The organism is Streptomyces thermocarboxydovorans (assembly GCF_039524635.1).
Lineage (GTDB): Bacteria > Actinomycetota > Actinomycetes > Streptomycetales > Streptomycetaceae > Streptomyces > Streptomyces thermocarboxydovorans.
In genome coordinates this window covers 1-1,683 of the sequence record NZ_BAAAGU010000133.1, presented here as the reverse complement: position 1 = coordinate 1,683, position 1,683 = coordinate 1, and the positions used below count along the sequence as shown (strand labels likewise).

Sequence of the window (1,683 nt, the reverse complement as noted above, 5' to 3'; positions counted from 1 at the left end):
AGAAGCTGTTGTCTTTCCGGACGTGAGGACTGCGTTTTCGCTGGTGGGGCATAGGGTCGGCGGTCTGGTGGGAGTGACGGCTTGTCATGTCGTCGCTGCTGTGGGGGTCGCGGATGCCGTCGGTGGTCGGGCTGCTGGAACAGCGCGAGCTGGGTGCTCGCCGCCGGGTGGATGAGTTGCGGGAGGAGGCCGACCGTATCCAGGCCGAGCTGGCCGTGGCCGAGCGGGAATGGAAGGAGTGGGCCATCGCCCGTTCACGGGTCGGTGAAGTGCTGGCCCCGGCGGACGAGAGCGGGCAGGACCAGGTCCCGGCCGGCCAGGCGGCACCGCCCGCCGAGGGGCAGCCCGGAAAGACGCCGCAGGCGCCGGAGGCGGCGAAGCCGAAGTCGCAGGTGCCCATGTGGCGTGAAGGGCTTGACTGGTCGGCGCTGTCGGTGGACTACCAGCGCATCCTGCAGCTGGGGGCGGACCGGGCCCGGCTCGGGCAGGGGCCGGTGACCTGCCAGGAGATGGCCGCCGCGTTCGGCATGGACGTGGTGCCGGCGCGGGTGGAGGCGTTGCGGTCGAAGGCGAAGCGCCTGGTGGCGCGTGGCTGGCTGGCCGAGCCGGCTGCGGGCCGGTTCACGCCCGCCCGCGGTGTGGCCGGGCCAGGCGGCGGGTCATGACCGTGGTCATCGACCAGTAGATCATGGCCTCGGCGCTGGTGGTGCGGCGTTCGTAGTCGCGGGCCAGGCGGCGGCTTTGCATCAGGTGAGCGAAGAGGCGCTCGACGATCCACCGCTTGGGCAGCACCACGAAGCCGCGCATGTCGTCGCTGCGCCTGACGATCGCCAGCACCAGCGCAAGCGCGGCCAGACAGTACTCGACGAGGCTGCCCGTGTAGCCCCCGTCGGCCCAGACCAGGGCGAGGTGGTGGTGCGCGCCGGCCACCCGCGCCAGCAGGACCTGGGCGGCGGCGCGGTCGCCGATATCGGCGCCGGTGACCATCACGCCCAGCAGCAGGCCGAGGGTGTCGACCACGACGTGCCGTTTACGCCCGTTGATCTGCTTGCCGCCGTCGTAGCCGCGGCTGTCCGCGCCCACCACGGCGTCCGCCTTGACCGACTGTGAGTCGATCACCCCGGCCGTGGGATCCGTGTCCTTGCCCAGCTCCTCGCGGACCCTGGCACGCAGCCGGTCGTGGAACTCCCTGACCAGGTCATGGTCGCGCCAGCGGCGGAAGAACGCATACACCCGGTCCCACGGCGGGAAGTCCACCGGCATGGCGCGCCACTTGATGCCGTTGTCCACGAGGTAGCGGATCGCGTCCAGTATCACCCGGTGGCAGTACGCCTCCGGCTGCCCGCCACGGCCTCGCATCCAGCCCGGCACCGGCAGCAGCGGCCGGACCTCGGTCCACTCGGCGTCGGTCATGTCGGTCGGATAGCGGCGCTCGCGCACCCCGTTGTCGGCGGCGTTTCCGAACCGGTGAGCCAGACAGTCACACTCCCAGGTGACCGAAGTGGACTGCCAGGGCATCGGCACGGAAGACTGCGGCACCGGGGCCTCCTGATGTTGCTCGGTGATTAGACACCAACGAGCTGTTCAGGAGGCCCCACTCGCATGCGCCCAGCGGTCCGTGACCACCCGATCGAGACTCCCGTTCGAAACGCATCCCTCAAGATCGGAACGACAACAGCCTCT

2 protein-coding genes are annotated in these 1,683 nt (G+C 70.4%); one reads left to right on the top strand and one right to left on the bottom strand.

Translation table 11 applies throughout. The annotated features are described in order from the left end of the window. Positions 1-113 precede the first annotated feature (113 nt). A complete protein-coding gene (locus ABD198_RS30430) occupies positions 114-665 on the top strand; it encodes a hypothetical protein (protein WP_344007948.1) in 552 nt (183 codons plus the stop codon). On the opposite strand, the gene ABD198_RS30425 is transcribed toward ABD198_RS30430, so the two are convergent. Next, complete coding sequence (locus tag ABD198_RS30425; protein ID WP_344007946.1) at positions 622-1,539, bottom strand: IS5 family transposase; 918 nt, start codon at positions 1,537-1,539, stop codon at positions 622-624. The two genes, ABD198_RS30430 and ABD198_RS30425, sit on opposite strands and share 44 nt — an antisense overlap. Positions 1,540-1,683: the final 144 nt, after the last annotated feature.

Excerpts from the sequence above, each read along its gene's own strand:
- ABD198_RS30430 (WP_344007948.1), top strand. The coding sequence starts at position 114 with ATGCCGTCGGTGGTCGGGCTGCTGGAACAGCGCGAGCTGGGTGCTCGC.